General features: G+C 42.8%; 16 protein-coding genes, 1 tRNA gene and 3 rRNA genes. All 20 read right to left on the bottom strand.

Going from position 1 to position 23,084, the window contains the following annotated elements; genetic code table 11:
- Window positions 1-372: 372 nt before the first annotated feature.
- The 20 genes from NST74_RS00515 to greA all read right to left on the bottom strand — a co-directional run bounded on the left by NST74_RS00515 (window position 373) and on the right by greA (window position 22,993).
- The gene (locus NST74_RS00515) at window positions 373-2,133 is read right to left on the bottom strand and encodes an ATP-binding protein (RefSeq protein ID WP_341109982.1); all 1,761 of its coding nucleotides are present in this window, start codon (window positions 2,131-2,133) and stop codon (window positions 373-375) included.
- A complete protein-coding gene (locus tag NST74_RS00510; protein ID WP_341109981.1) occupies window positions 2,126-3,328 on the bottom strand; it encodes a hypothetical protein in 1,203 nt (400 codons plus the stop codon). Before NST74_RS00510 ends, NST74_RS00515 begins: the two co-directional genes overlap by 8 nt.
- A gap of 772 nt (window positions 3,329-4,100) precedes the next feature.
- Window positions 4,101-4,403 carry a hypothetical protein gene (locus NST74_RS00505; RefSeq protein WP_341109980.1) on the bottom strand — a complete coding sequence of 101 codons (303 nt, stop codon included), beginning with the start codon at window positions 4,401-4,403 and terminating at the stop codon, window positions 4,101-4,103.
- Between the two features lie 1,114 nt (window positions 4,404-5,517).
- Window positions 5,518-6,405, bottom strand: a complete 888-nt coding sequence (locus NST74_RS00500) for a hypothetical protein (protein WP_341109979.1) — start codon at window positions 6,403-6,405, stop codon at window positions 5,518-5,520.
- A complete protein-coding gene (locus NST74_RS00495) occupies window positions 6,402-6,593 on the bottom strand; it encodes a helix-turn-helix transcriptional regulator (protein WP_341109977.1) in 192 nt (63 codons plus the stop codon). Before NST74_RS00495 ends, NST74_RS00500 begins: the two co-directional genes overlap by 4 nt.
- 322 nt (window positions 6,594-6,915) lie before the next feature.
- Window positions 6,916-7,179 carry a hypothetical protein gene (locus NST74_RS00490; protein ID WP_341109976.1) on the bottom strand — a complete coding sequence of 88 codons (264 nt, stop codon included), beginning with the start codon at window positions 7,177-7,179 and terminating at the stop codon, window positions 6,916-6,918.
- Between the two features lie 46 nt (window positions 7,180-7,225).
- Window positions 7,226-7,369: a hypothetical protein gene (locus tag NST74_RS00485; protein WP_340948473.1), complete on the bottom strand. Its 144-nt coding sequence runs from the start codon at window positions 7,367-7,369 to the stop codon at window positions 7,226-7,228.
- 18 nt (window positions 7,370-7,387) lie between these two features.
- Window positions 7,388-7,528: a hypothetical protein gene (locus NST74_RS00480; protein ID WP_341109975.1), complete on the bottom strand. Its 141-nt coding sequence runs from the start codon at window positions 7,526-7,528 to the stop codon at window positions 7,388-7,390.
- Window positions 7,529-7,757: 229 nt separating this feature from the next.
- Window positions 7,758-8,810, bottom strand: a complete 1,053-nt coding sequence (locus NST74_RS00475) for a tyrosine-type recombinase/integrase (RefSeq protein ID WP_341109974.1) — start codon at window positions 8,808-8,810, stop codon at window positions 7,758-7,760.
- Window positions 8,811-8,943: 133 nt separating this feature from the next.
- Window positions 8,944-9,032, bottom strand: a tRNA-Ser gene (locus NST74_RS00470).
- A gap of 68 nt (window positions 9,033-9,100) precedes the next feature.
- A complete protein-coding gene (serS, locus tag NST74_RS00465) occupies window positions 9,101-10,387 on the bottom strand; it encodes a serine--tRNA ligase (protein WP_076121361.1) in 1,287 nt (428 codons plus the stop codon).
- A gap of 73 nt (window positions 10,388-10,460) precedes the next feature.
- On the bottom strand, window positions 10,461-11,057 hold the full coding sequence (pdxT, locus tag NST74_RS00460) for a pyridoxal 5'-phosphate synthase glutaminase subunit PdxT (RefSeq protein WP_341109973.1): 597 nt from the start codon (window positions 11,055-11,057) through the stop codon (window positions 10,461-10,463).
- 19 nt (window positions 11,058-11,076) lie between these two features.
- Window positions 11,077-11,958, bottom strand: a complete 882-nt coding sequence (gene pdxS / locus NST74_RS00455; protein ID WP_042123186.1) for a pyridoxal 5'-phosphate synthase lyase subunit PdxS — start codon at window positions 11,956-11,958, stop codon at window positions 11,077-11,079.
- A 111-nt stretch (window positions 11,959-12,069) separates the two neighbouring features.
- Entirely contained in the window at window positions 12,070-13,416 is a 1,347-nt protein-coding gene (locus NST74_RS00450; protein WP_042131743.1) for a D-alanyl-D-alanine carboxypeptidase family protein, read from the bottom strand.
- A gap of 161 nt (window positions 13,417-13,577) precedes the next feature.
- Window positions 13,578-15,035, bottom strand: coding sequence for an IMP dehydrogenase (guaB, locus tag NST74_RS00445; protein WP_042123184.1), 1,458 nt, complete (start codon window positions 15,033-15,035; stop codon window positions 13,578-13,580).
- Between the two features lie 430 nt (window positions 15,036-15,465).
- Window positions 15,466-15,582, bottom strand: a 5S ribosomal RNA gene (gene rrf / locus NST74_RS00440).
- Window positions 15,583-15,711: 129 nt separating this feature from the next.
- A 23S ribosomal RNA gene (locus NST74_RS00435) occupies window positions 15,712-18,640 on the bottom strand.
- A gap of 232 nt (window positions 18,641-18,872) precedes the next feature.
- Window positions 18,873-20,430 (bottom strand): 16S ribosomal RNA (locus NST74_RS00430).
- The 16S, 23S and 5S rRNA genes sit together here, the layout of an rRNA operon.
- 406 nt (window positions 20,431-20,836) lie before the next feature.
- Window positions 20,837-22,357 (bottom strand): lysine--tRNA ligase, encoded by a 1,521-nt coding sequence (gene lysS, locus NST74_RS00425; RefSeq protein WP_341109972.1) that lies wholly within the window; start codon window positions 22,355-22,357, stop codon window positions 20,837-20,839.
- Window positions 22,358-22,513: 156 nt separating this feature from the next.
- The gene (greA, locus tag NST74_RS00420; protein ID WP_042123182.1) at window positions 22,514-22,993 is read right to left on the bottom strand and encodes a transcription elongation factor GreA; all 480 of its coding nucleotides are present in this window, start codon (window positions 22,991-22,993) and stop codon (window positions 22,514-22,516) included.
- Window positions 22,994-23,084 lie beyond the last annotated feature (91 nt).

The raw sequence follows: 23,084 nt of genomic DNA, 5'->3' as shown, positions 1-23,084 counted from the left end.
ACTTAGGCACATTAAACAATAACTAAAATTGTACTAGTTCAAGCACAACAAAAAAACCGCCCCCAGAGGAGACGGTTTCTATCTACTTATTTCTTAAAGTTCTTAAAGGAATGGCGGAGAGGATGGGATTCGAACCCATGTGGGCTTGCACCCTAACGGTTTTCAAGACCGCCCCTCGCTGTAAAAACCCGCAATCCCTTATACTGATTGACTTCATGGCACTTTATTGTTGAACCGCTACAGCGGTCTGAGTTAAAAACTTCATTATATTACGTGACCGTTAGATAACTTCATCTTAATACTCTTTGTATAGATGGGTCAACCTTTAGAAAGAAAACAATATTCTTTATCAGTCGAAAAGCAATAAACTCCCTATTCCTTTTTCCACCGTCTAATCACATCTTCAAAGGTGATATCCTTCCACGATGTATCCCACTCCTTAACAAATGGAATATCATCTGAAGAAGGGGCAGGATTAGGCATATTTAGTTGAACTAGGGCTGGTATAGGAACACTGTCTCCGACTAAAAGGCACTGTCCCTTTCCAAGCGAAGGTAGAACATCACTTATCGAAGCGATACTGTCTGGCAAAAGTCTTTTTACAAAGTTCTGGTCATTAGGATTAGTAAGTCTTAAAGCTACAAAGTTATTACATTGAGCAAGAATAGTTTCCGATATTTCAGAAGGTCTTTGACTAACAATCATAGAACCAAGCCCATATTTCCTACCTTCCTTAGCTATTCTTTCAACAGACCTTTTTACAGATTTATATGAAGATTCTGTACTTCTAGGAATATAGTTATGAGCTTCTTCAAATACAATCAATATTGGGTTATCGTTTAATGCATTTGCTTCGTTCTTAATTTTAGAGTAGTGGAAGGAGAAATCAAAAATTATACGTGAAATTAGACTGACGGTAATACTGAGTACTTCAAAGGGAACACCACTTAAATCGATTATAGACACGTTTGATTTGTTAATATACCCTATAAATTGCTTTAAGATTTCTGTGAAATCCTCTGTCTTAAATTCAGTGCCGTCTTCTTTCAAAGGCTCAGTAATAAACTTAATTCTCTTGTCATTCAGTGTAGTATTTAACCTGATTACGAACCTGTCAAATTCTGTTGCAAAAGGTCCATCGTTTATCTTCCCTCTATCTTTAGGTCTAAATTGAATATTCTCAAAAAGTTGATATTCTTCGCTATCTAACCCCTGAACTGGATTTACAAATTGCAATTCCCCAGTGTTTGCATCTTTAGTAGCTACATTACTATTATAAATATAGTTGTAAACTTCCTTTATACTAAAGTATACAGGAGTATCATAATCAACCTTCGATATATCACGATTATACTTTTCTTTGTTTAGAATAATCGCTTTCCTAAGTATAGAGATTTGATTATGAGAATTACCCTCATTACTTTCAATAAATAAATTCTCTAATTCCTCAGAGTTCATAAGCCAATATGGTAACTTTAGAGTAGATACATCCAAATAGTTAAGAGAAAACCCTTCATGTTCAGCTAAATCAAACGCTTTTTTATACTCGGAATGCATATCAAATATAATTATATGAGAGTTCTTTTGAACTTCTTTGTGTTTGTTCGCGTTCTCATTGATGCCCACAGCATTTTGTAAAATTCTCGCTACAGTACACGACTTTCCTGAACCAGTAGAACCTACTACTGCAATATGTTTTCCGAAAAATTTATCACCGTCAATAAATAACGGTACTGAATCGTTTTGAAGAAGTGTACCAAACTCAAAATTGAAATCATCACTTCGTGAGAAAATCGTGCTAATTATGTCATCGTCAAGTACATGTACATCCTCCAAAGGTATCGGCAAGGAATTACTTCCTCTCTTAAACACATCCCCTTGTATCGTTCCTATTGGCTGAGTTTCTACGATGAATTTCCCATAATCACCTGTATATCCTTCTGTACTATTCACTTCTTTTGCTTTAATATTTTGAATTGAACATATAACCTTATTTAGGTTACCATCATCAATACTCAAAAATTTCCCTACTTGTAGATTCTTTTTGTTTTTCTCAAATACAGACGCCTCATTAATTTCAACCCATACCGATTGTGGAGAACTATAAATAACTTTGCCGACTTTCTCACTCATGTTCATAGCCCCTTCGAAGTTGGAAGATATAATTAAGATAATTAAAAGACGTAAAATTCAAAACCTCTTTTTGCGCTTCAGGAATTACAATTTCAGTTACATCATTATCCAGCACATAATAATCATCAATGTTATTAAAAGTACGTAGTACATTTATATTATTTCGATTAATGATTTTCAAATGGTGTTCAGGCTTAATTGTTTTTTTCCCTATTGTAATCACTGGAGGTGAATTTATAAATCTTGCTGGTATAAATTGGTCAGCTACATACCCATCCCATGATATTATACCTTGGTGATACAATAATCTACGTACTTCATTGAAATCAGCATCGCTGAGATTAAGACAAACAATAGGTTCGTATCTAGCTAAATCCGATGAATAATACTTCTGTAATATTTCCTTAATGAATGTGACTATATGTTCAGTTTTTTCTGATAAAAATCTATTAAATATGAAAACTCGTCTTCTTATACGACTATTTAATGGTCCATGTAATAACTCTTTCTTTGTCTTTAATAGCGTATTAAAGCTAGCGTACTCTTTAACCCACTTACTAACAAGTAACTTTCTTTGTTGCATCAGCTTCTGCAAGATATAACGCTTAGTTATTTTCCTCTCCTCTACATTGCTCTTTATACTTAGTTCACTAATATAATGAATGAGATTTGGAAGAATGATGTTATCAATTTCTTCTTGTTTAAATCCCTCATTAATCAGTGCTGTATTAATTAGCTCGACTAATTCCTCATATCTATGACCGATTTGAAACTGGAATTTTGCGAGAAAGGCTTCTAAATCAACACCCTGGACTTGCTGTATGTATGTACGATAGCGTTTGTCTTTACTACCCAATATCTCCTCACATTGTGCTTTGACTAATGCCTTCATACCCAATGGTTCGTTTGGAAAAAAAGCATACAATCGATAATTAAGGGTCGTTAATTCTGGGTACTGAACAAAATGCTTCATCATTAACAATACTGGTTTATATATACTACTTAATGTGAAGTTTTCAACTGCCTCATGGTATTTGCATTGTATAACTTCAATAGTATTATCATCACTAATATCAATGTCCTCGATACCTTCACATGTAATCTCCGTATCAAGTGGAGCATCAAGTATAAACTTGATGGTTAATAGAAACTGATACAAAAAACCTTTGATAGAGTGGTCAGCTTGTCTATCCATTTACTCACCTAATTCCATATTTTAAAGATAATTCCTCACTCCCTATTATTCGACCCTTTCCGTCAATTTCCTTCTTGTACCAGTTAGTATCTTAGTACACAGTCATGGTTGGTACACATAGTTTAAGTAACTTACAACATACAATCTAATATATGGCGCTTACAATTGTCTGAACGAATATAATATCACAATGATTTGCACTATAAGCAAAACTATTATCCTAATGGAAGTACAAATGCCTTTAACACTATCACTTCTGAATCCTAGTCTTCTGATAATATACCTTATAGGAAGTTAGGGGGAGGGGGATATTCGCCTGAACGACATCAGAACGAGAAAGTCTGGGCTACGCAGGGGCACACACTAAAAACGGCTCTAAACATTGGTTAATGCATCTCCCCTATCCTGATGGTAGGGTGGGGGTCTAAACATAGAAATAACTTCTAAAATATTTGACTTAATTGGCGGCACCAAAAAAATCTTGGGAGTTTCTATAAGAATGAACACAATATAATTCCACATGCTTCTGGTCGAGCCGATATGACATAAAGAAAAAAGCAGGGCTTCACTCTGCTATAAGTGATTGACCTACTTTACCTTAATGTTATTCATTTCTCACAAGAGGTGCTTATTAATGAAATCTCTATTTTTACAAACTGCATCATCAAGCAAATCCCTTATAACCTCTGACTTACCTAACCCTGTAGCTAAAGCATACAATTCGATAAATTTGTCTTGAGTAGCTGTTATGCTAAATGTAACCCGCTTGATACTATCCAACATAATCACCGCCAATCTCTGGTTCCGCCCCCTCCAATACCTTCAAAACAGCCCTCTTAGCTTCAGCCATTTGTTCTCCCATCCTGCTAATACTGAGCAACTGGAGTAGCATTGGCAAACATCTCATTCTCACTATCTTTTCCCTTCCCCTATCAGCAGACCTTATATAGTCAATAGAGTTTCTTACTCCCATATCATTATCAGCGACTTTTATGATGTCTGCTACTGATAGCCCCGTCACCCTAGATATACTTTCTAAATCTACATAGTTAACTCTGTGATGGTTCAATACCATAGGATTCTTAACGGTCAGTACTCTAATACCGTCTAGTATTTCTTCTTTAATTAGTTTCAGCTCTATAATATGAATCTTCTCCTTCTATTTAATAAAAACGTACGGAGAGGAGATACTCCTCTCTATATATGAAGTAAATGAATTGGGATACGTAGTCATAACTTCCTACCCGCACCCGATTTATGCTGTTTATGTGCAAATCTGTTTATATTAAATAGTGCTTCTATAAATCACAAGCTATACAGCTTAGTGATTTAATCATCCTAGCTTAGTGTCTTAGCATGGGCATAGGCATAGCTAGATGATTATAATTCCTCCTTCTTCAAGGTCGCATAGCTGGATGATAAAGAACTGCCTATGACTATGTATCATCGGTTCCAGTGGCAAAATTCTGCTAAGCAACATTCTGGTTGGCAAAATTCTGGTTGGCAGTATTCTGGTTGGCAGTATTCTGGTTGGCAATATTTTGACAAGCTTATAACATCTTTTACCTGAAACTTAGCGCCGCCACCAATAGGAGTGATTACGTTAGCGCTTAGATTTAGACGACCACTTGCATAAGATATATCTTATCCATTGGCAAGTAGAGTATAGTTTTGATATTAATACGTTATATTGTCTATTCCTTTGCCAATGTAAATATGATTTTACACATGCGGCATATAATTCATTCCAGTTCAGGCGGCAAGTACCCTAACCATTTAACTAAGATGGCTGGGTACTTCAATCATATATATGTTATATCATTATCTCAGCTATATATTCTTTGCTAATGCCTATAATTTGAATCGTCAACAGGGACATGTTGAATAAGATTGACGATTGCTTGCTTCGCTTCGCGGTAAAAGGATTGTTTTGGGTAACAAACAACCTAACACCTTTGCCTAAGGTTATAACTTTAATAATTATATATATATTCTAAGATAAGAGAGATACTACTTTTGAGAAATCACTGAAACCCTTATGGCTCTAGGCCTGAGACCACTTTATAGTTTGCAAAAATACCCCTCGATTGTTCAATGTTCCTGCAAAAATACCCCTTGATTGAGATTGCATTAACCTTCTATAAAATTTGTGTTTATCACTTTCCGCTACATGGTACAGGAACAGCGCATTAATTTCGGCTCTGTTCCGTCAAAGTAAAGTCTGATTTCACTAGTTCTGGTGCAACACCTCTATAGAATAATGATGGATTGACTTTGTAAACACTGTTCTTGCCAGCCTTAAACGAACCGAACACATGCACGCCAGATAGTTTAATTCTAAGATGTTCCTTGACATTCTTTTCGTCCATACCAGTGATTTCAACTACATCTCTTAGAGATAGTGCTTCTGCACTGTAAAAACCCCTTTCGTAAGGATGCCTTACAAGGTGATTACTATCAAAGTGCATATATGGGAGTATGCGATATAAGAAACCAATATCAGCGGGCTTTATATCCTGCTGACTGTACAGTTCATGCATAGCTTCGATGAAAACCTTGACTAGCTTGTTCTCTTTGCTTGTTCCCCTTAGGCAATAGGCTTTACTGATGTAAAGCGCTTCATATTCTTTCTTAAATAAAGAAACCCTTTGGCTTTGTATTAAGCCTAGTTCCATGAACTTTCTGAGCAAGTTGGAATATGTTCTTTTATCTCTTATCCTTAGTACTTCCGCTAGTCCCTTCTCAGTCATAGGTACTCTTGCATCTAAAGACATTTTAAGCATGTTACCATAACCTATATATGATTGAAGCACCAAGAAATACCCCAACTCCTTTGTACTCAACCTCTCCATTGTCGCTAATTGTTTTGCTCCTTCCATATTCACCATTGTAAATGGATTTTCCGTCCTGTTCCTGTAAGTCTCCAGCTTCCCCCTCCTTCTAGCCGCTTCCCGCATTTCAGGGGTTATTACTATGCAATCGGTTCGTTCTTCCCCATTACCATCTATTACTCTATTAACTCTACTTCTCTTTAATCTTTTGTCTGCTTCTTCAAATAGCTCACGCGCTATACTCATTCTTTTCCTGCTCCTGCCGCCATAACTTTGTTAGATTCAATCCATTTAGCCACTTCAGCAAGCTGATACCTGACTATGTTGTATGATAATTTGACTGAAGGTAATCCCTCAAGTTTCCATCTGCATAGCGTACGCTTAGAAATGTCGTACCTGTCACAAACTACATTTGAACTCACTAAACTTTCCATTAACAATTCTCCTTTGATTAATCTTCCATAATAGGGCCTTGATTCAGTCCTAATATGCCTTATTCGGACACATCTATATATTTAAGTGGACCGCTTTAAAAATCCCCATACAGTCAAATGAAATTTAAACTCATAATGGTTATTGGAGAGGGAAGCTGGAACCAAACATGTAGAGTGCTGATACTGCCAAAATCGCGAATACAAAAAAAGACGACCTCCGTTTAGAAAGTCGCCAATACAATCAAATATTAGATTTTAAGGAGAAGTACAGTCTTCTCTTTCCTACTGAAATCCGAGGAATTTGCGGCGGGAAAGATAAATATTAGTCCTGCTTATCCTGACAATTTTTAATAAATTCAATGAACTCTTCCGTTGTCTCCCATCCTTGAATGACCCTATCTAATCTACGAACTAACTCGTAGTTAGCGTCTCCCCCAAATCTATATTGCCCAAAAACCATTTCTAACAAATGATTTAATTTTGTGCGAGTATTTTCAGTATATTGATTAAACTCACCAGCCATCTCCAAGAACAGCAAAGCTGTTTCATCTTCTATAATTTGCTCTAACGGCTTTCTTGAACTCATAAATATCACTCCTAATTATTCCTATATTCGTTGTTCCACCAACTTTTCAATCTTCTCGTCGTTTCTTCTCATTTGAGGACTTCATTTGTTCTTTCGTAAGTTTTTTAATAGGTTTTGGTTTAGGATTATTTCTTAAAGATTTCATCCTTCTGTATTCCTCAATTCCAATGATTTTGCTCCCTTGCTTCAATCGTGCCCCTCCTTAAAGTTACTTCTTAAACTTTTGCTCAATCAGATACAGGATGGCACCAAATAGCATTCCAATTACAAACCAATAAGTTTTTAGAAATTCTTTAATTCCATTCCCTAGATTAGTATCAAAATGGTTAATAATACTGGTTGAAAACATAGCAGAACACCCCCTTATTTTTTAGTAAGGGGGTAGTGAAGTTATATTATAAGTAGTATATAAGTGGTATTTCCTCCCATATTATATCATAAAAAATAACGCTAATGTTAGCCTATATAGTGCTCATCATCTTATCTACAGCAACGCTTACATGCTTTCTGCAAATGCCCAGAAGTTCAAGTGACAGTTACACCATCTTCCCAGCCATACCTTAGTCCGTAAGCACCGCTCAGTCTCCTCTGTTCATAAACTTCTCATATTGCTCACGAACATCAGCAACATCCTGATTAACATAACGGTTGACCATTTCCATTGATGAATGTCCGAGCAATCGTCGTAATGAAAATGGGTCACCTGTTGCCTTTATATAACGAGTAGCAAAAGTATGGCGGAATGTGTGAGGGCTTATACGAACCCCCGTAATCTTTGCCTTCTTCCCGATGTAGCTAATACATCTGGTTGCCCAATTCTTATCTAATGCCTGACCATATTCGTTTAGAAATAAATTTGGAGCTTGTCCGTTCATCTCATGCCAAGCGAGGTAGATAACCAATAGCTCTTGGGTTCTTATTCCAAAGTAAACTGTTCGTGCTTTTCTAGTTTTAGCTGATTCTGCACGTACGGAAGCAGAGCGATTCTGTAAATCAACTTCCTCTACAAATATTCTCATACACTCGCCTATACGTACCCCTGTATCAAGCAGAAACGACATCAATAATGCATCACGCAATCCCAAAAAGGTGGTCAATTCACAACAATTGAAAAGCTTCCGTTCTTGTGCTTTTGAAATCACTTGAAAGTCTTCCTCAGGCACTTTCAATAATTCTACATTCTCAAAAGGGGATTCTCTAATAATTCCTTCACTTATAGCCCAATTGAACATTGCCTTAACTGTACGTAATCTGATATTTATTGTTGAGGGCTTCAACTTCTGTACCGTCAACATAGAAGAAATCCATACACGAATGACATCACGGTTAGGTAAAAAGTTATCAAGACCGCTGTACTCCATTGCTAAGAATCGCCGAAACCAGCTCATATGCTTTCTATAGTCTTCTAAGGTGCGTTCTGCCGCCCCTGCCGCTTGTCGTGCGGCGTAGTAGCGGTTAAATAGCTTGTCCAGTGTCAACGTCTCAGGGCGAGGTTTCTCGGCTTCCTGAAGCGTAGAGCGGGGTGTTTCCAAGACCGCTGGAGTAAGGCGGTCTAATAACCGCTGAGGAATGTCTAAATTATTCTTCCTTTGCCCGCGCTTATGCGGTGTTTTTCCATTGTTTGAACTCATATTGAATACCTCCCGTTAGATTTATCTCTAACGGTCACGAACACAAAAAAACGCACCAGACCGCTGTTCAACAGTCTAGTGCGTTTCAATCGTAATCACCGCAAATCCTTATACGGCGTGTTATTTAAAGGAATGGCGGAGAGGATGGGATTCGAACCCATGTGGGCTTGCACCCTAACGGTTTTCAAGACCGCCCCGTTATGACCGCTTCGGTACCTCTCCAAATGCATATAAATTTCACATGCATTAGTAATTGTACCATATGGTGTAGAGAAAAAGCAACCCTTTTATTAAATAGATTTAGGTTGGATCGATTTCACATTGCGCATATACGGTTGTAGACATTCCGGAATCAGCACACTTCCATCTTCTTGCTGATAATTCTCAAGGATTGCTGCAACAGTACGTCCAACAGCCAAAGCAGATCCATTCAGTGTATGAACAAATTCGGGCTTGGACTTTGGATCTTTACGGAAACGAATATTTGCCCGACGCGCTTGGAAGTCCTCCGTATTCGAGCAGGAAGAGATTTCACGGTACATTCCACTCTCAGGCAGCCATACTTCCAAATCGTACGTCTTAGCCGAAGTAAAGCCCATATCAGCTGTACATAGCCCAAGTACGCGATAAGGCAGTCCCAGAAGCTGCAGCACACGTTCAGCATCTGCTGTCATTTTTTCTAACTCCTCATAAGAGGATTCAGGTGTAGTTAGCTTCACCAGCTCTACTTTGTTGAACTGATGCTGACGAATTAAACCACGAGTATCACGGCCCGCTGAACCCGCCTCAGAACGGAAACAAGAGCTGTATGCTACATGGTACTTAGGCAGGTCTGCTGCTGTCAAAATCTCTTCGCGATAGTAGTTCGTTACAGGTACTTCCGCTGTAGGAATCAAATAGTATTCAGTGTCACGTAGCTTAAACAGATCTTCCTCAAACTTAGGAAGTTGTCCTGTTCCGTATAAGCTGTCTTTATTTACAATGTAAGGTGGCAGCATTTCTTCATAATTATGCTCACCACTGTGAAGATCCATCATAAAGTTAATTAGCGCCCGCTCTAAACGTGCTCCCAATCCTTTATAGAAAACAAACCGGGATCCCGTAACCTTAGCTGCAGCTTCAAAATCAATAATATCGAGCTGCTGTGCAAGCTCCCAGTGTGATTTTGGAGTAAATCCGAACTCTTTGGGCTCTGACCAGCGACGCAATTCAACGTTATCGTCCTCGGACTTCCCTACTGGAACTGAATCATGAGGAATATTCGGAATGCTCATAGTAAGATCAGCAATCTGAGCTTCCAATTCACGTACTTCGTCATCGAGCTCTTTAATTCGATCAGATACCGTACGCATTTCTGCGATTAAGTCATCTGCTGGCTCACCATTTTTTTTCTTCTTCGCTACGTCACCCGATACCGTATTACGACGGTTCTTAAGACCTTCTGTTTCTTGCAGTAATTCACGTCTGCGTAGATCAAGTTGTGGAAAATCAGCAATCAAATCCAGTGATTTACCCCGTTTCTCTAAGGCTTGTTCAACTCGAGCGTAATCACTGCGCAATACTTTTACGTCTAACACAAAGTTTCCCTCCTGAAAACAGCCTAAACTCTTTCAAATTGCTGCTTACAGCTTTGAAAGAGTCAGAATGTTCTTATATGCGATTCTGTTGTTGCACTTGCCTAGTAGTCTCTACCATATCGGCAAAATATTGATGCAGTCTAAAATCATCGGTCAGTTCTGGATGAAAAGAAGACACCAGCAGGTTACCCTCCCGTGCAGTTACAATCTCATCATTATAGACTGTAAGCACATCGACTCCCGGACCTACCTCGTTGATAAGCGGTGCACGTATAAACACAGCACGGACCGGCTCATCGATGCCTTTAACCTCCAGATCACATTCAAAGCTTTCCCGTTGACGACCAAATGCATTCCGGGCTACCGTTATATCCATTAGCTCCAAATGCCTTGGTTCGCCGCCGGCAATCCTTTTGGCCAGAACAATCATTCCCGCACAAGTTCCAAAGATCGGCTTCCCCTGATTGGAGAAATCACGTATGGCTTCGATGAAGCCGTATTTCCGCATCAGCTTACCGATTGTTGTACTTTCACCACCAGGAATAATTAGGCCATCAACCTCATCAAGCTGCTCTACCCGCTTGATAGGTACGCCCTCTGCACCGGTCTTCTCTATACTAACAATATGCTCCGTAACAGCGCCTTGAAGCGCCAGCACTCCTATTTTCATCCGGGCAACCTTCTCTCTATTAACGGCCACGCTCTGACATACGTTCAGCCGGGGTTAGAGTTGCAATATCAATCCCCTTCATTGGTGCACCAAGGTTCTTGGATACTTCTGCAATCAGTTTGTAATCAGTATAGTGTGTAGTAGCTTCAACAATCGCGCGTGCAAATTTCTCAGGGTTGTCCGATTTAAAAATACCCGAGCCTACGAACACACCATCCGCACCTAGATGCATCATCAGGGCAGCATCGGCAGGAGTTGCTACACCGCCAGCCGCAAAGTTAACAACCGGCAACTTGCCAAGCTCATGTACTTCAAGCAGCAACTCATAAGGCACTCCCAGGTTCTTAGCTTCATTATATAGCTCATCCTTGGACAAATTGGTTACTTTGCGGATTTGGCTGTTGATAAAGCGCATATGACGCACTGCTTCAACAATGTTGCCTGTTCCTGGTTCACCTTTCGTACGAATCATGGATGCACCTTCATTAATACGTCTCAGGGCTTCTCCAAGATCCTTAGCTCCACATACGAATGGAACAGTGAACTCACGTTTATTAATATGGAACACTTCATCAGCAGGAGTAAGAACTTCACTCTCATCCAAATAGTCAACACCCAAGGATTCCAGGACCTTTGCTTCTACGTAATGGCCAATACGAGCCTTAGCCATAACAGGAATACTTACCACTTTAATAACCTCTTCTACAATTGTAGGATCGGCCATTCGTGCTACACCGCCAGCTGCGCGAATGTCAGAAGGTACGCGTTCCAAAGCCATAACTGCTACTGCACCCGCAGCCTCAGCAATTTTTGCTTGTTCTGCATTCATGACGTCCATAATGACGCCGCCTTTTTGCATTTCTGCCATGCCTCTTTTAACTCGCGATGTTCCAGTTTCCATGTCCTAGCCCCCCGAATGATCTATCGTAATCTAACTTGTAATTTTACCCCAATGAAGGAAAATATACAATCCACTTACTCGGAATTAATACAATTTTCGACGCTAAATTCATTAGAACAAGTTCTTGATCCCTGTAAATAAATCGCCGAAGAAATCTCCAATGGCTCTAAGGAATAAACTGAACCAACCGGCTTTCTCCGCTTCTTCAGCAGTAATCAGATTAACTGTCTTCTGCTGAACATCCGACATGCCTTCAACTTGGTAGGAATAAGTGACCTTACCCACTTTAGCAGATTGTTCTATAGGAGCAACTAAGGTTGCCGGATCATTTATTTCAACGGTTGTTTTAATTTCAGGGGAGGTTGTTCCCTTAGGGACGATAAATGAAACAGCTTCATCCGTAACTACAGACACCTCTTTACTTTTCCCTTTAAGAACTGGCACGGTTTCATTCCCGGCTATCACTGCTTTAGGCGCTACAACTTGTTTGATTTCAAAATTATTAAATCCGAAATCAAGTACTTTTTTCGTCTCTGTAAAACGGTGTGGCTCTGTATCAGCCCCCATTACTACACTTATCAGACGCATGCCATCACGTACAGCTGTACCTGCAAAACAATATTTAGCTCTAGCAGTATGGCCTGTCTTCAAGCCATCCAATCCCTCATAAGCATAAGCCTTAAAATTCTGGATATTCTTATTAGCTTCCAACATCCAGTTAAAGTTAATCATTGGCGCGGTATCGCGTTCACGGAACTTATAAGACTGAACCGTAGTAAATCTATTAAAATCAGGATGATCCGTAACGATATGTTTGGCAAGGATAGCAGCATCCATCGCTGACATTACGTTTTCTTTCTTATCAGTTGAGCGGTACTTCTTAGGCATGTCAGCTTTGTCTAATCCAGTAGAATTAACAAAATAAGCAGTTTTCATCCCCATCTTCTGGGCAGTCTGATTCATTAGCTCTACGAATTCCAATTCTGATCCAGAAACTAGTTCTGCCAAAGCTACTGTAGCATCATTTGCAGATCCGACAGCCATTGCTATGTACAGCTCTTCAACCGTATGCTCGTCATTTTCCGCTAGAAAAATCCGTGATCCGACTTGTTTAGACGCATTTTCACCTACTATGACTTTTTGATCCCAGGAAAGCTGTCCTGTCTTCACCGCTTCTGCTACAAGATACTCTGTCATCATCTTAGTCATACTAGCTGGAGGCAAAGCCTCATCTGCATTCATTGATAGAAGAACTTCACCTGTTGTTGGTTCTATTAGAACCGCTGATTTCAAATTTAGACCCAGTGATTCCACAGAAGGGATCTTTACCGCTTTCTGAGTGGTCTGAGCTGCAGTACCAGCTTGTATTGTCGTAGTCGTACCTTCCTCAGCGAATGCCGGAAGTGGAGTGGAAACTAACATATTTAAAAGTAGACCTACTGTGACTGTCTTAATCATAAATTGCTTACCGTTAAACTTCTGCTTGTGCTTCAATGATTACTACTCTCCTTTAAACCTCATATCAATAGCTTGTTCTATTCTAACACAGGGGTACACGCAAAAAAAGACAGACAGGACGAAATAGTCCTGTCTGTCCAAAAAATAGTCTTTCTAGTCCATTACACGGAATAGTTTGGCGCTTCTTTCGTGATTTGCACATCATGTGGATGGCTTTCGCGAAGTCCAGCACTTGTGATACGAATGAACGAAGTGTCATTCCGGAGCTCTTCGAGCGACTTGGTACCGCAGTAGCCCATACCCGAACGCAGCCCGCCAATCAATTGATGAACGGTATCCGAAAGAGGTCCTTTAAAAGCGATACGGCCTTCAATTCCTTCAGGAACAAGCTTCTTATCGTCATCCTGGAAATAACGATCCTTACTACCTTGTTTCATGGCACTCATACTGCCCATACCACGATATACTTTAAATTTACGGCCTTGATAAAGCTCCGATTCTCCTGGGCTTTCTTCTGTACCCGCAAACATACTTCCCATCATTACTGCATGAGCACCAGCGGCAATAGCCTTAGTGATTTCACCGGAGTACTTGATTCCACCGTCAGCGATGATAGGAACTCCGTACTCACGAGCAACCGTTGCACAATCATAAATGGCTGTAACCTGCGGAACACCGATACCAGCGATAACGCGTGTTGTACAGATAGATCCAGGTCCAATACCTACTTTAACTACAGAAGCTCCAGCTTCAATAAGTTCACGGGTTGCTTCACCTGTAGCCACGTTACCAGCAACAATCGTAAGATCAGGATACAACTCACGAATTTGGCGAACAGCTTCAATAATATTAATATGATGACCATGTGCAGAATCAACGACAATCAGATCTACACCTGATTTAACTAACGCTGCAGTACGTTCGAATGTATCTTTAGAGATACCGACAGCTGCTCCAACTAGCAAGCGACCGTGTGCATCTTTCGCTCCGTTAGGGAACTGAATGGCTTTCTCGATATCTTTAATCGTGATCAAGCCCTTAAGAACGTTATTCTCGTCCACCAGCGGCAATTTCTCAATTTTATGACGTTGTAAGATGCCTTCTGCTTCTTGAAGTGTCGTACCTACAGCAGCAGTTACGAGATTCTCATGCGTCATAACTTCTTTAATCGGAATACTATAGTCATGAATAAAGCGTAAATCTCTATTAGTTAGAATACCGACCAGTTTGTTGTCACTGTCTACAATCGGTACTCCTGAAATGCGATATTTACCCATCAATAGCTCAGCATCAGAAACTAGATGTTCTGCTGAAAGTGAGAAAGGGTTAGTAATAACTCCGCTCTCGGAACGCTTCACACGATCCACTTCTTCCGCTTGCTGCTCTACAGGCATATTCTTGTGAATAATGCCGATACCACCCTCACGAGCAATAGCAATGGCCATAGCCGCTTCTGTGACTGTGTCCATACCTGCACTCATAAGCGGGATGTTCAACTTCACATTCTTACTTAGAACTGTAGTCAAATCTACTTCCTTCGGCAGTACCTCAGATTTACGCGGAACCAGCAGCACATCATCAAAAGTTAGACCTTCTTTACCAAACTTATCTTTCCACACCTGGGTCATTCCTCCTCGGTTGTTTTTAAATTATACCCGCCTACAAACTTTATAAAGAAGAACCTTCGCCTTTAAGTCCATTCACGACAGACAACTCTGTACATCTGGAAGTAGAACAAGTTCATATCTTCAATTTAGGTTTGTGATGCTCATCCAAAAATATATTATTGCCATCTTAGCAAAGGGCATTTGGACTGTCAAGAACATTACATCATCAGAGTAGGTATTCAAAAAACGACTCTCGAGTAAGCGAATTATTGGACTATTGTCCACGCACAGTGGACATTTTGTTGTGGAATTATAAAATTCACCACAGCCACCACCAATCCTTACGCCTATCTATACTGTAGTATCTCAAATTAAACCCTAATGAATTCTTCAATAATACAACAAAAAGACCACTGTCGATGACTCAACAGTGGTCTTGCGTGCTTGGCAACGTCCTACTCTCCCAGGACCCTTCGGTCCAAGTACCATCGGCGCTGGAGGGCTTAACGGTCGTGTTCGGGATGGGTACGCGTGGAACCCCTCCGCTATCGCCACCAAACATGCGTCTGTGAAACAGACGCTGCCGCGTGAAATTTAGTTCATCACCAGAAGTGAGAATTAATTTCTAAGCGTATTACAGGCTTAATCGCCTGAAAACTGAATCCGAATTGAATTTGCGTTCTAAGTATAGGATAAGCCCTCGACCGATTAGTATTGGTCAGCTCCATGCATTACTGCACTTCCACCTCCAACCTATCTACCTCGTCGTCTTCAAGGGGTCTTACTAATTGGGAAATCTCATCTTGAGGGGGGCTTCACGCTTAGATGCTTTCAGCGCTTATCCCGTCCGTACGTAGCTACCCAGCCATGCTTCTGGCGAAACAACTGGTGCACCAGCGGTACGTCCATCCCGGTCCTCTCGTACTAAGGACAGCTCCTCTCAAATTTCCTGCGCCCACGACAGATAGGGACCGAACTGTCTCACGACGTTCTGAACCCAGCTCGCGTACCGCTTTAATGGGCGAACAGCCCAACCCTTGGGACCTACTTCAGCCCCAGGATGCGATGAGCCGACATCGAGGTGCCAAACCTCCCCGTCGATGTGGACTCTTGGGGGAGATAAGCCTGTTATCCCCAGGGTAGCTTTTATCCGTTGAGCGATGGCCCTTCCATGCGGTACCACCGGATCACTAAGTCCGACTTTCGTCCCTGCTCGACTTGTAGGTCTCGCAGTCAAGCTCCCTTATGCCTTTGCACTCTTCGAATGATTTCCAACCATTCTGAGGGAACCTTGGAACGCCTCCGTTACTCTTTAGGAGGCGACCGCCCCAGTCAAACTGCCCGCCTGACACGGTCCCCGTACCCGATTAGGGCACTAGGTTAGAACCTAGATACGATCAGGGTGGTATCCCAACGGCGCCTCCACCGAAGCTTGCGCTCCGATTTCTACGGCTCCCACCTATCCTGTACAGATCGTACCCAAATTCAATATCAAGCTGCAGTAAAGCTCCATGGGGTCTTTCCGTCTTGTCGCGGGTAACCTGCATCTTCACAGGTATTAAAATTTCACCGGATCTCTCGTTGAGACAGCGCCCAAGTCGTTACGCCATTCGTGCGGGTCAGAATTTACCTGACAAGGAATTTCGCTACCTTAGGACCGTTATAGTTACGGCCGCCGTTTACTGGGGCTTCGGTTCATAGCTTCGGGTTACCCCTAACCACTCCCCTTAACCTTCCAGCACCGGGCAGGCGTCAGCCCGTATACTTCGCCTTGCGGCTTCGCACAGACCTGTGTTTTTGCTAAACAGTCGCTTGGGCCTTTTCACTGCGGCCCCCTCGTGCTATTCACACTACCGGGGCACCCCTTCTCCCGAAGTTACGGGGTCATTTTGCCGAGTTCCTTAACGAGAGTTCTTCCGCGCGCCTTAGAATTCTCTTCTCGCCTACCTGTGTCGGTTTGCGGTACGGGCACCTTCTCCTGGCTAGAGGCTTTTCTTGGCAGTGTGAGATCATGACCTTCGCTACTATAATTTTCGCTCCCCATCACAGCCCAGCCTTAACGATGTGCGGATTTGCCTACACATCAGCCTCACTGCTTAGACGGACATATCCATCAGTCCGAGTCACTACCCTCCTGCGTCACCCCATCGCTCATAGCGGATTACGGTGGTACAGTAATTTCAAACTGTTGTCCTTCGACTACGCCTTTCGGCCTCGCCTTAGGTCCCGACTTACCCTGAGCGGACGAGCCTTCCTCAGGAAACCTTGGGCTTTCGGCGGATCAGATTCTCACTGATCTTTTCGTTACTCATACCGGCATTCTCACTTGTATGCTGTCCAGCGCTCCTTACGGTACACCTTCAACCCACATACAACGCTCCCCTACCCCAGATACATACGTATCTAGCCATAGCTTCGGTGGTGTGTTTAGCCCCGTTACATTTTCGGCGCAGAGTCACTCGACCAGTGAGCTATTACGCACTCTTTCAATGGTGGCTGCTTCTAAGCCAACATCCTGGTTGTCTGTGCAACTCCACATCCTTTCCCACTTAACACACACTTGGGGACCTTAGCTGATGGTCTGGGCTGTTTCCCTTTTGACAATGGATCTTAGCACTCACTGTCTGACTCCCGGCAATAAGTATATGGCATTCGGAGTTTGACTGAGCTTGGTAATCCTTGCGGACCCCGCACCCAATCAGTGCTCTACCTCCACTACTCTTATACCGAGGCTAGCCCTAAAGCTATTTCGGGGAGAACCAGCTATCTCCGAGTTCGATTGGAATTTCTCCGCTACCCCCACCTCATCCCCGCACTTTTCAACGTGCGTGGGTTCGGGCCTCCAGTGCGTGTTACCGCACCTTCACCCTGGACAGGGGTAGATCACACGGTTTCGGGTCTACGTCCACATACTCATTCGCCCTATTCAGACTCGCTTTCGCTGCGGCTCCGTCTTCTCGACTTAACCTTGCATGTTAAACGTAACTCGCCGGTTCATTCTACAAAAGGCACGCCATCACCCATAGATAGGGCTCTGACTTTTTGTAAGCACACGGTTTCAGGTTCTATTTCACTCCCCTTCCGGGGTGCTTTTCACCTTTCCCTCACGGTACTGTTTCACTATCGGTCGCCAGGTAGTATTTAGCCTTAGCAGATGGTCCTGCTGGATTCATACGGGGTTTCACGTGCCCCGCACTACTCGGGATCCGTCTCGGAGAGAACACAGTTTAGGTTACAGGGCTTTTACCTCTATCGCGGGCCTTTCCAGACCTCTTCACCTACCATATTCCTTTGTAACTCCATGTGAGACGTCCCACAACCCCTAAGAGCAAGCTCTTAGGTTTAGGCTGTTCCGCGTTCGCTCGCCGCTACTGACGGAATCACTATTGTTTTCTCTTCCTCAGGGTACTTAGATGTTTCAGTTCCCCTGGTCTGCCTCTACATACCCTATGTATTCAGGTATGAGTAACTGCGAATTACCACAGCTGGGTTTCCCCATTCGGACACCCCCGGATCAAAGCTTGCTTACAGCTCCCCGAGGCAGTTTCGTTGTTCGCCACGTCCTTCGTCGGCTCCTGGCGCCTAGGCATCCTCCGTGTGCTCTTATTAGCTTAACCTTGATTTTTCTTTCGAAAAATCTCACTAATAACATTTACTTGTTTGCACAAGTTGCTAAAAGATGTTCTAAAACGCAAATTCGTTTCGGTATCCAGTTTTCAAGGATCAAGTCTTACTTGAGAGCTTAAACTCTCAAAACTGAGCAACGAGTGAGTAACAGGCCTAAACCTGAGATTTGGAAGTTTAACTTCCGATTTGAATGTCTCCACTTCCGAAGACGATTCTCCATAGAAAGGAGGTGATCCAGCCGCACCTTCCGATACGGCTACCTTGTTACGACTTCACCCCAATCATCTACCCCACCTTCGGCGGCTGGCTCCCTTGCGGGTTACCCCACCGACTTCGGGTGTTGTAAACTCTCGTGGTGTGACGGGCGGTGTGTACAAGACCCGGGAACGTATTCACCGCGGCATGCTGATCCGCGATTACTAGCAATTCCGACTTCATGCAGGCGAGTTGCAGCCTGCAATCCGAACTGAGACCGGCTTTGATGGGATTGGCTCCACCTCGCGGCTTCGCTTCCCGTTGTACCGGCCATTGTAGTACGTGTGTAGCCCAGGTCATAAGGGGCATGATGATTTGACGTCATCCCCACCTTCCTCCGGTTTGTCACCGGCAGTCACTCTAGAGTGCCCAACATTACTTGCTGGCAACTAAAGTTAAGGGTTGCGCTCGTTGCGGGACTTAACCCAACATCTCACGACACGAGCTGACGACAACCATGCACCACCTGTCTCCTCTGTCCCGAAGGCCGCTGCTATCTCTAGCAGATTCAGAGGGATGTCAAGACCTGGTAAGGTTCTTCGCGTTGCTTCGAATTAAACCACATACTCCACTGCTTGTGCGGGTCCCCGTCAATTCCTTTGAGTTTCAGTCTTGCGACCGTACTCCCCAGGCGGAGTGCTTACTGTGTTAACTTCGGCACCAAGGGTATCGAAACCCCTAACACCTAGCACTCATCGTTTACGGCGTGGACTACCAGGGTATCTAATCCTGTTTGCTCCCCACGCTTTCGCGCCTCAGCGTCAGTTACAGCCCAGAAAGTCGCCTTCGCCACTGGTGTTCCTCCACATATCTACGCATTTCACCGCTACACGTGGAATTCCACTTTCCTCTTCTGTACTCAAGTCACCCAGTTTCCAGTGCGACCTTAGGTTGAGCCCAAGGTTTAAACACCAGACTTAAATGACCGCCTGCGCGCGCTTTACGCCCAATAATTCCGGACAACGCTTGCCCCCTACGTATTACCGCGGCTGCTGGCACGTAGTTAGCCGGGGCTTTCTTCTCAGGTACCGTCACTCCGGTAGCAGTTACTCTACCGGACGTTCTTCCCTGGCAACAGAGCTTTACGATCCGAAAACCTTCATCACTCACGCGGCGTTGCTCCGTCAGACTTTCGTCCATTGCGGAAGATTCCCTACTGCTGCCTCCCGTAGGAGTCTGGGCCGTGTCTCAGTCCCAGTGTGGCCGTTCACCCTCTCAGGTCGGCTACGCATCGTCGCCTTGGTGGGCCGTTACCCCACCAACTAGCTAATGCGCCGCAGGCCCATCCCTCAGTGACAGATTGCTCCGTCTTTCATTCTTCCTTCAGGAGAAAAAAGAAATTATCCGGTATTAGCTACCGTTTCCGGTAGTTATCCCAGTCTAAGGGGCAGGTTGCCTACGTGTTACTCACCCGTCCGCCGCTAAGTCATTTTGAAAGCAAGCTTTCAAAATGACTCCGCTCGACTTGCATGTATTAGGCACGCCGCCAGCGTTCGTCCTGAGCCAGGATCAAACTCTCCAATTAGTATTGAAAAGAGCGATATGCTCATTTTGAAACATCTGACGAGAAAATTAATTCTCTAATTTTGGATTTCACTTTCGTGATTTCCTACTCACTCGTTGTTCAGTTTTCAAAGATCAAGTTCTCGTTGGCGCCGTTTAATGTCTCAGCAGCAACTCTTATACTATATCATGTTCGGCTATTTAATGTCAAGCTCTTTTTTTAACTTCTTTTTCGAGCTCGGCATGTGTACTTCTTGGCCGGATTTAGAATATATCATGTATGGAGATTGAATGCAACACTTTTTTCAAACAAATTAGCATTAAGCTATATATCCTCAAAACAATACTGCAACCCTTACCTTCTGATCAACAGTAGCCAAGGAGAACCGCCATTAGACAGCTCCCCCGTGCTCATTGTTGTATAAATACTATTCGTTTGTACGGTTACGCATATGCGGGAACAGCAGTACATCACGAATAGATGCAGAATTCGTAAGCAACATAATCAAACGGTCAACACCGATTCCTAGTCCACCAGTAGGAGGCATACCATATTCCAAAGCACGGATGAAGTCATCGTCCATCTCATGAGCTTCGTCATTTCCTTGCTCTTTCTCCTGGATTTGCGCTTCAAAGCGTTGACGTTGGTCGATCGGATCATTCAATTCACTAAATGCATTTGCATGCTCACGACCCACAATAAACAATTCAAAACGATCGGTGAAGCGTGGATCCTCATCGTTTTTCTTAGCAAGTGGTGAGATTTCAACCGGATGTCCCATTACAAAGGTAGGCTGAATCAGAGTTTCCTCTACAAATTGCTCGAAGAAAGCATTAAGGATATGACCGAAAGACATGTGCTTCTCTACAGGTACACGGTGCTCTTTTGCCAAAGCCTGTGCTTCCTCATCTGTCATATGAACACTGAAATCAACACCGGTTACTTCTTTAACGGCATCAACCATAGTTACACGGCGCCATCCTGGGGATAGATCAACCGCTTTACCTTGATAGTCCACCTGTTGAGTTCCTAATACCTCTTGGGCAATATGAGCGATCATATTCTCCGTAAGGTTCATGATGTCCTTGTAATCAGCATAAGCTTCATACAGCTCAATCATAGTAAACTCAGGATTATGACGAGTCGAGATCCCTTCATTACGGTAGACACGACCGATTTCGTATACTTTTTCCAATCCACCAACAATAAGACGTTTCAAATGAAGCTCAATCGCAATCCGCATATACAGCTGCATTTCAAGCGTATTGTGGTAAGTGATAAACGGACGCGCAGCAGCTCCACCGGCAATCGCATGAAGTGTTGGTGTTTCGACTTCAAGATAACCAAGTGAATCCAAATAACGACGCATCGATTGAATGATTCTTGAACGAGCAATAAATGTCTGTTGAACTTCTGGATTAATAATCAAATCAACATAACGCTGACGGTAACGCAGCTCTACATCTTTAAGGCCATGATATTTCTCAGGAAGTGGTAACAAGGACTTGGACAAGACTTCGAGATTATGCACTTTGATGGAGGTCTCGCCTGTTTTAGTTTTGAATACTGTTCCGCGAACGCCGATGATATCTCCTAGATCGAGAACATTGAACGCTGCGTATTGCGTTTCAGGAATGCTGTCTTGACGAACATAAAGTTGGATTCTTCCACTGAGGTCTTGGATATGCGCAAAACTAGCTTTACCCATCACACGTTTTGCCATAATACGGCCTGCTATGCTGACTTCAACGGATAGCTCGTCCAATTCTTCTTTAGAAAGTCCATCATACTTCGATACTAAGTCGCCAGCGTTAGCTGTACGCTCATACTTTTTGCCGAAAGGATCGATACCAAGTCCTCTTAGCTCGTCCAATTTGGCACGGCGGATTTGCAAAAGCTCACTAAGTTCGTTCTCTGCATTTTCCACATTATTGATTTCCTCGGTCATGCTATTCATCCCCTTGCAGATATAAATCCCTTATATTTTGAAAAAAAGCTTCCCTAAGGAAGCTTTCCCAAACAATGTTCCCTTATCTGCCTGCATACAACAAAACTACTTATACATTCGGCAGCACATCTATTTACAGACTATAAGATCTGTACACTACTTCATTCTGATATCGAGAATTTTATATTGAATAACGCCTGCAGGTGTATTAACGTCAACAATCGTGCCTATTTTCTTGCCGATGATGGCTTTGCCTACTGGACTTTCATTGGAGATCTTATTATTCAGTGGATCGGACTCCGCTGTACCTACGATCGTGTATTCCATAGTGTCACCATATTCCAAATCTTCTACACTTACAGTAACACCGATACTTACCACATCAGTAACGATCTCGTCGCTATTAATGATGCGCGCGTTGCGAAGCATCTTCTCCAAGGTGATAACGCGTCCTTCGATAAAAGCCTGCTCATTCTTCGCGTCTTCATACTCCGAGTTCTCACTGATATCTCCGTAGCCAATCGCTACCTTAATCCGTTCAGCAACCTCACGGCGTTTCACAGATTTGAGGGTCTCCAGCTCATCTTCCAGACGCTTTAGCCCGTCCGGCGTAAGGATGACTTCTTTATCGCTCATCTCAACCGATTCTCCTGTCGTATACAATTATTGAAAACACCATACTATATGCTAATCTAGGAGGATAAGAACACTCCCTGCTGCATTGCTC

The organism is Paenibacillus sp. FSL F4-0125, from assembly GCF_038008565.1.
GTDB lineage: Bacteria > Bacillota > Bacilli > Paenibacillales > Paenibacillaceae > Paenibacillus_AQ.
This window is presented reverse-complemented; position numbering and strand designations above follow the sequence as displayed.